8 protein-coding genes are annotated in these 6,884 nt (G+C 67.4%); 4 read left to right on the top strand and 4 right to left on the bottom strand.

The annotated features are described in order from the left end of the window. Together Q8Q77_RS02450 and Q8Q77_RS02445 are read right to left on the bottom strand one after the other, a co-directional pair. On the bottom strand, nucleotides 1-1,426 hold a 1,426-nt coding region (locus Q8Q77_RS02450; protein ID WP_305580819.1), incomplete at its 3' end, for an aldehyde dehydrogenase family protein. 176 nt (nucleotides 1,427-1,602) lie between these two features. Then, nucleotides 1,603-2,538 (bottom strand): SMP-30/gluconolactonase/LRE family protein, encoded by a 936-nt coding sequence (locus Q8Q77_RS02445; protein ID WP_305580817.1) that lies wholly within the window; start codon nucleotides 2,536-2,538, stop codon nucleotides 1,603-1,605. 186 nt (nucleotides 2,539-2,724) lie between these two features. Between Q8Q77_RS02445 and Q8Q77_RS02440 the strand changes: the two genes are divergently transcribed. Then, nucleotides 2,725-4,095, top strand: a complete 1,371-nt coding sequence (locus tag Q8Q77_RS02440) for a nodulation protein NfeD (protein WP_305580815.1) — start codon at nucleotides 2,725-2,727, stop codon at nucleotides 4,093-4,095. 15 nt (nucleotides 4,096-4,110) lie between these two features. Continuing rightward, complete coding sequence (locus tag Q8Q77_RS02435; RefSeq protein ID WP_305580813.1) at nucleotides 4,111-4,872, top strand: slipin family protein; 762 nt, start codon at nucleotides 4,111-4,113, stop codon at nucleotides 4,870-4,872. Here Q8Q77_RS02435 and Q8Q77_RS02430 read toward each other — a convergent pair. Beyond that, on the bottom strand, nucleotides 4,769-5,488 hold the full coding sequence (locus Q8Q77_RS02430) for a YdcF family protein (protein ID WP_305580811.1): 720 nt from the start codon (nucleotides 5,486-5,488) through the stop codon (nucleotides 4,769-4,771). The genes Q8Q77_RS02435 and Q8Q77_RS02430 overlap by 104 nt on opposite strands. Then, nucleotides 5,475-5,762, bottom strand: coding sequence for a type II toxin-antitoxin system ParD family antitoxin (locus tag Q8Q77_RS02425; protein ID WP_305580809.1), 288 nt, complete (start codon nucleotides 5,760-5,762; stop codon nucleotides 5,475-5,477). Before Q8Q77_RS02425 ends, Q8Q77_RS02430 begins: the two co-directional genes overlap by 14 nt. A gap of 51 nt (nucleotides 5,763-5,813) precedes the next feature. Between Q8Q77_RS02425 and Q8Q77_RS02420 the strand changes: the two genes are divergently transcribed. Both Q8Q77_RS02420 and Q8Q77_RS02415 read left to right on the top strand, forming a co-directional pair. Next, nucleotides 5,814-5,978 (top strand): hypothetical protein, encoded by a 165-nt coding sequence (locus Q8Q77_RS02420; RefSeq protein WP_305580807.1) that lies wholly within the window; start codon nucleotides 5,814-5,816, stop codon nucleotides 5,976-5,978. 21 nt (nucleotides 5,979-5,999) lie between these two features. Continuing rightward, complete coding sequence (locus tag Q8Q77_RS02415; RefSeq protein ID WP_305580805.1) at nucleotides 6,000-6,734, top strand: SDR family oxidoreductase; 735 nt, start codon at nucleotides 6,000-6,002, stop codon at nucleotides 6,732-6,734. The last annotated feature ends 150 nt before the right edge of the window (nucleotides 6,735-6,884 follow it).

Here is a 6,884-nt window from a genome sequence, read left to right as displayed (position 1 = left end):
GCTTCGGCGCGTAGCCGAGGATCGCCTTGGTTTCCAGGAACTCGTGGAAGCCGAAATCGCCCCACTCGCGCCCGTTGCCGCTCATCTTGTAGCCGCCGAAGGGGGCCATCATGTCGCCGCCGCCGCCGTTGATCGACACCTGGCCGGCGCGCAGCTTCTTGGCCACGTCGCGGGCCTTGGAGAGGTCCTCGGCCTGCACATAGGCGGCCAGGCCGTACTCGGTGTCGTTGCCGACCTCGATGGCCTGTTCGAGGGTGTCATAGCCGAGGATCGACAGCACGGGGCCGAAGATCTCTTCCTTGGCGATGGTCATCTCGTTGGTGACGTTGGCGAAGACGGTGGGCTTCACATAGTCGCCCTTGTCCAGGCCGTCCGGACGGCCGACGCCGCCGGAGACCAGGGTCGCGCCCTCGTCGATGCCGGCCTGGATCAGCTTCTGGATCTTGTTGAACTGCACCTCGGAGACCACCGGGCCGAGCTGGCTGTTGCCGTTCGGATCGCCGACCGTGACGGTCGAGGCCGCCTCGCGGGCCGCCGTGATCGCCTCGTCCATACGGCCCTTGGGGACCAGCATGCGGGTGGGCGCGTTACAGGACTGACCGGAATTGGTCATCATGGTCGCCACGCCGCGGGCGACGCCCTTGGAAAGCACGTCGTCGTCCAGGATGATGTTCGGGCTCTTGCCGCCCAGTTCCTGGGCCACGCGCTTGACGGTCGGGGCGGCGTTCTTGGCCACCTCGATGCCGGCGCGGGTCGAGCCGGTGAAGGACACCATGTCGACTTCCGGGTGGCTGGAGAGCGGCACGCCCACGCCCAGGCCGTCGCCATGGACCAGGTTGAACACGCCGGCCGGAACGCCCGCCGCATGCATGATCTCAGCGAAGATCTGACCCGAGAACGGGGCCACTTCCGAAGGCTTCAGCACCATGGTGCAGCCCGTGGCGATGGCCGGGGCCACCTTGCAGACGATCTGGTTCAGCGGCCAGTTCCAGGGGGTGATGAAGCCGCAGACGCCGATCGCTTCCTTGACCAGCATGGTCGGGCCGCGGTCTTCCTCGAACTTGAAGGTCTTGAGGACTTCCACGGCGGTGGCCAGGTGGCCCATGCCGATCGGCACCTGGGCGCGCTGGGCCAGCGAGGCCGGGGCGCCCATTTCCTCGGTGACGGCCGTGGCCAGGTCGCCGAAGCGCTTCTGATATTCGGCCAGGATGCGGCCCAGGACGTCCAGGCGCTCCTCGCGGGTGGTCTGCGACCAGGCCGGGAAGGCCTTGCGCGCGGCCATGACCGCGGCGTCCACGTCGGCGGCGGCGCCGAGCGCGATCTTGCCGCAGACTTCTTCGGTGGCCGGATTGATGACGTCGAGCGTCTTCAACTCGACGGGCTCGACCCACTTCCCGTCGATGTAGAACTTAAGGTACTCGCGCATGACGTCCTCCCGGATCGTTCGTTAGGGGTGGCCGGCAGGTTCTCCCCCGGCTTCAAACAAGCATTTTAGTGATCGGCGATCACTGGGGAAGCCCCAAAGCCGCCATGCCCGGCGAAACCTCGCCCGGCGGGTCGTTTATTTACACCATAAATAAATAGCCGCCAACGTCCATCGGCTCAACCCATCTGGTGGATGTGCGGCTGTCCCGCAACCAGACTCTTGGCCTTGAGCACATAATCGGCGCGGATCGAGCCGATATAGAGGTCGTCCAGGTCCGGGCCGCCCCAGGTGACATTGGTGGGATGGTGCACGGTCTGGCCGGTGGGGTCGTGGATCACCGTCACCATCTCGCCCGCCGGCGTGATCGCCACCACCTTGTCGGCGCCCGGCAGGCAGACCCAGAGATTGCCCTCGGCGTCCATGCCGATCCCGTCGGTGTAGCCGAGGTCCGCCTGCGCCACCTGCGGCCCGCCGCGTTCCTGCAGCTTGCCCAGCACCGGGCCGTAGCGCTCGCCCGGCCCGAGCCTGCCGCCCGGCAGGACCGCGAACCGCACGACGTCGGCGCCGGTGGTCTGGGCGCAGTAGAGGAAGCCGTCATCGGCCGACAGGGCCAGGCCGTTGGGGAACTTCAGCCCGTCGGCGACGATCTGGCTGGAGCCGTCAGGCCGCAGCACGAAGATGAAGCCGTCGGCCCGGCCGTCCAGCGCCTGGGGCCAGGTCTCGGCGTGGGTGGAGTTGGCGCACCAGATATTGCCGGCCCGGTCGACCACCGGATAGTTGGCGCTGGTCAGCCGCCGGCCGCCCACCTCGGCGACCAGGGTCTCGCGCAGGCCGGTGGCCGGATCGAACCGCTCCAACGGCCCCTCCTGGCGGTCATAGATGCCGAAATTGGCGATCAGCACCCGGCCCTGCGGGTCCATGTTGATCCCGTTGGGCGCCCCGCCCCTGGGCCCCAGCCGCTTGAACGATCCATCGGGAAAGATTTCGGCCACCGCGCACTGATGGTCGGAGGCGAACACCCGCCCGTCACGAGAGACCACCACGTCCTCGGGCCGGTCGATACCCACGGCGACCTTGGTGAAGGCGCTGGGCGGAATGGGTGCGAGCGGCATGGCGTTTCCCTGGGGCGTTTTCTTTGAACCTTGGCCCGCCCGGACGCCATTCGACAAGCCTGCTTGGCGCCGGGCCACCCTGGATCGCGTCGTCCGGAGGAGGCTTGTAGCGCGCCCTCGACGGTGACAAACTTGGCCATGACCTCGAGCGGGATGATATCTCTTCGAGGCGCCGCCAGACGCAATTTGCTGGGATTTTTCTGTTTCCTGCTCATTGCGCTGGGCTTCGCCGTAGCTACGGCGCCCGCCGTATCGCAAGGCGGTCGCGCGGCTGTGGTGATGCACGTCGACGGCGTGATCGGACCTGCGACCGCCGACTATTTCGCACGCAGCCTGGCCAAGGCCCGCAACGGCGGCGCGGCGATCGTCGTGCTGCGCCTGGACACGCCGGGCGGCCTCGACACATCCATGCGCGAGATGATCCGCGAGATCATCGCCTCGCCCGTGCCGGTGGTCGCCTATGTCGCGCCCGGCGGCGCGCGGGCGGCGAGCGCTGGGACCTACATCGTCTATGCCAGCCACGTGGCGGCGATGGCTCCGGGGACCAATCTCGGCGCGGCGACCCCTGTCGAGATCGGCGGCCTCCCGGAGCTCACCCCCCAGGAGAAGTCTCCGCCGGAAAAAACCAAGGACCAGGCGGCGCCCGCGCCGCCGACCGCGAGCAAGATGGAAGCCAAGGCGATCAACGACGCCGTCGCCTATATCCGCGGCCTGGCCCATCTGCGCGGGCGCAACGCCGACTGGGCCGAGCGGGCGGTGCGCGAGGCCGCCAGCCTCGACGCCCGCGACGCCTTGGCGGCCAAGGTGATCGACTTCATGGCGCGCGACGTCGCCGACGTCCTGGCCCAGGCCGACGGCCGCGTCGTCACGGTCGGCGGCGCCCCCGTCACCCTGCACACCCGGGGCCTCGCCATCGAGCATATCAGGCCAGATTGGCGACACCAGGCGCTGGCCACCATCGCCAATCCCAATGTCGCCCTGATCCTGATGATGATCGGCATCTACGGCCTGCTCTTCGAGTTCATGAATCCCGGCGCGCTCTACCCTGGGACGATCGGCGTGATCTGCCTGCTCACCGGGCTCTACGCCCTGGCGGTGCTGCCGGTGAACTATGCGGGCCTGGCCCTCATCCTGGTCGGGATAGGCCTGATGACAGCCGAGGCCTTCGCACCCTCCTTCGGCATCCTGGGTATCGGCGGCGCCGCGGCCTTCCTGCTGGGCGGGATGATCCTCATCGACACCGACGCGCCGGGCTTCGGCCTCTCGCTCCCCCTGGTCGCCGGCCTCGCCGCGGCGAGCCTCGCCTTCACGCTGCTGGTCCTGCGGCTGGCGCTCACCTCGCGCGCGCGCCGCATCGTGAGCGGCCGCGAGGAGATGATCGGCTGCCCGGGCGTCGTCCAGGACTGGGGCGACGGCGCCGGGTTCGTGTTCGCCCACGGCGAGAGGTGGCGCGCTGTGTCGGCCGCGCCGCTCCGGCCCGGGGACCGCATACGGACGGTGGGGATCGAGAACCTTACCCTCACGGTGACGCCGGAAGAGACCGGTGATCGCCCCTAGACGGAGAACTTTCGAATGCTGACCAGCCTCGCCGTCTACGCCCCCATCATCGTCCTGCTGCTTGTCGTGCTGGCGGCGGCGGTCAAGATTCTCCGCGAATACGTGCGGGGCGTCGTCTTCACCCTGGGCCGCTTCACCGGCGTGAAGGGGCCGGGGCTGATCCTGCTGCTCCCCTTCGTCCAGCAGATGGTGCGGGTCGATCTCCGCACGATGGTGCTGGACGTGCCGAGCCAGGACGTCATCTCGCGCGACAACGTCTCGGTAAAGGTCAGCGCCGTGCTCTATTTCCGCGTCGTCGATCCTGAAAAGGCGACGATCCAGGTCGAGAACTACATGCAGGCCACCAGCCAGCTGGCCCAGACCACCCTGCGCTCGGTGCTCGGCAAGCACGATCTCGACGAAATGCTGGCCGAACGCGACAAGCTCAACAACGACATCCAGGAGATCCTCGACGCCCAGACCGACACCTGGGGCATCAAGGTCGCCAATGTCGAGATCAAGCACGTGGACATCGACGAAAGCATGATCCGCGTCATCGCTCGCCAGGCCGAGGCCGAACGCGAGCGGCGCGCCAAGGTGATCAGCGCCGAGGGCGAAGAACAGGCCGCCCAGAAGCTGCACGAAGCCGCCGTGATCCTGAGCCAACGGCCCGAGGCGATGCAGCTGCGCTATCTCAGCGCGCTCGCGGTGATCGCCAACGACCGCAGCAACACCATCGTCTTCCCCTTCCCGCTGAACGTCGGATCAGTCCTCTCGGCCCTCCGCGAACCGAAGTAGTCGCAGCCCTTCGCCGTCCGAGCGGGGGGATTCGCGGGAGATCGATAATGAACCCCGCAGCTTTGTATGGCCCAATCTTGCGCCATTCGCGCAGCACCGCCGCCCTCAACTCCGGATGCTCATGCCACGCCTCGACGGGATGGTCGTGATAGTTCACGGCCCACAACATCTTGCGCACGTCCGGCCAGTGGCGTTGCAGAGTCATCAGGTAACGCGCCGAGGTGTGCAGCTTGCCCACCGCGATCAGCGAGCCGATATTGGCCAGGCCGATGCGCTCCTCAAGAATAGGCAGCGAGAAGATCACGTTCTCCCCGGTGTTCGTCGCCTCGCGCTCCAGCAGGATCACATCCTCCGGCACGCCGGCTTGGATCATCAAGCGCGACAGGACGCTCGCTTCGTCCTCCATGCCGCCCGGGGTTGATCCACCGCTGACCATGGCCCAACGAAAATACCCCCCGCGCCAGAGTTCGGCGATGGCGGTGACGAACTCTGGCACGCCGTGCCGAGTGCCGAACACGAAGAGCAGATCGGCCGGTTCAAGCGGAGTGCGGATCAGGTGGCGACGATTGATGGTCTCAATCAACTCATCAGACGGTTCTTCATTATCCAGGCCCACCAACGGTCCTCCCTTTGCCGAGACCGTCGAGATAGATTTCCAAGCCCTCCAGGGTCTCGAATCGTCTGGCCTTTCCCGCCTCGATTGACGCCATCCCAACCTGGGCCGCGTCTCGCAGCACTTCGATCCGCGCGACCTCCTCCGCCTGCCGTTGCTCTAACAACCTCAGCCCGTCGCGCAGCACCTCGCTGGCGTTCTTGTAACTGCCCGAGCGCACCAGAATCGCGATCATTGCGTCCTGCCGCTCGGTGAGGACAACATTTCGGGTGGGCATGGGATGGCTCCTGTCCGTGTCACAGCGAATTTGACGGGATCGGACGGAACCGTGGCAAATCACCTGCTGTTACGATCTATGTTGCGCGCTCTGCGGCCCCCCGTTAAAGCCCGACCACCACAGCCGGAGCCCGCCATGACCGCGATCCTCATGATCCTCGCCTTCATCGTCGTCATCGGCGCGCTGAACTATTTCGAGTTCGGCCGGCTCGACTAGGGCGCGACAGGGACCGCGGCCTTGCCCGACACCAAGCGCGGCGCGGCCCTGGTCACCGGCGGGGCGCGGCGGATCGGCCGGGCCCTGGTGCTGGCCTGCGCCGAGGCGGGGTTCGACGTGGCCATCCATGTCCGGGCCGTCGACGACGACGCACAGTCCGCCGCCGCCGATGTGCGCGCCCGCGGACGCAAGGCCTCCCTCCACACCTGCGACCTGCGCCACGAGGGGGCGACCGCCCCGCTGGTGGCCGAGGCTGAGGCCGAGCTCGGCCCCATCACCCTGCTGGTCAACTGCGCCTCGGTGTTCGAGGACGACAGCTTCACCTCCATGAACCGCGCCTCGTGGGACGCCCACCTCGAGACCAATCTGCGCGCGCCCATGGTCCTGGCCCAGGCCTTCGCCCGGCGCCTGCCCGCCCACCGCACCGGCCTTATCGTCAACATCCTCGACCAGCGGGTGCTCGCGCCCTCCCCGGACTTCTTCAGCTATTCGCTCTCCAAGAGCGCGCTGTGGGCCGCGACCCAGATGCTGGCCAAGGGCCTGGCGCCGCGCATCCGGGTGAACGGCATAGGCCCGGGCCCGGTCCTGCCCTCGATCCACCAGCAGGACGTGGACTTCCAGCGCGAGGTGGAGGCCACATTGCTCCAGCGCCCCGTCGATCCGGCCGAGATCGGCCAAGCCCTGCGCTACCTGATTGACGCGACGTCAGTGACCGGCCAGATGATCGCCGTCGACGCCGGTCAGCACCTGACCTAAAGGAACCCGCCTTGGCCCTTTCGCCGCTCCAGGAGACGCCTGCCGAACCCATCGCCGCGCCGCAAGGCCGTACGGTCATGACCAAGATCTTCGTGACCGGCTTGAAGATCGACGCCGAGATCGGCGTCTACGCCCACGAGAAGGGCCGCG

It is taken from the genome of Phenylobacterium sp., assembly GCF_030698145.1.
GTDB lineage: Bacteria > Pseudomonadota > Alphaproteobacteria > Caulobacterales > Caulobacteraceae > Phenylobacterium.
This window is presented reverse-complemented; position numbering and strand designations above follow the sequence as displayed.

Coding starts and splice junctions, on each gene's coding strand:
- Q8Q77_RS02445 (WP_305580817.1), bottom strand. CDS start 2,538: ATGCCGCTCGCACCCATTCCGCCCAGCGCCTTCACCAAGGTCGCCGTG.
- Q8Q77_RS02435 (WP_305580813.1), top strand. CDS start 4,111: ATGCTGACCAGCCTCGCCGTCTACGCCCCCATCATCGTCCTGCTGCTT.
- Q8Q77_RS02425 (WP_305580809.1), bottom strand. CDS start 5,762: ATGCCCACCCGAAATGTTGTCCTCACCGAGCGGCAGGACGCAATGATC.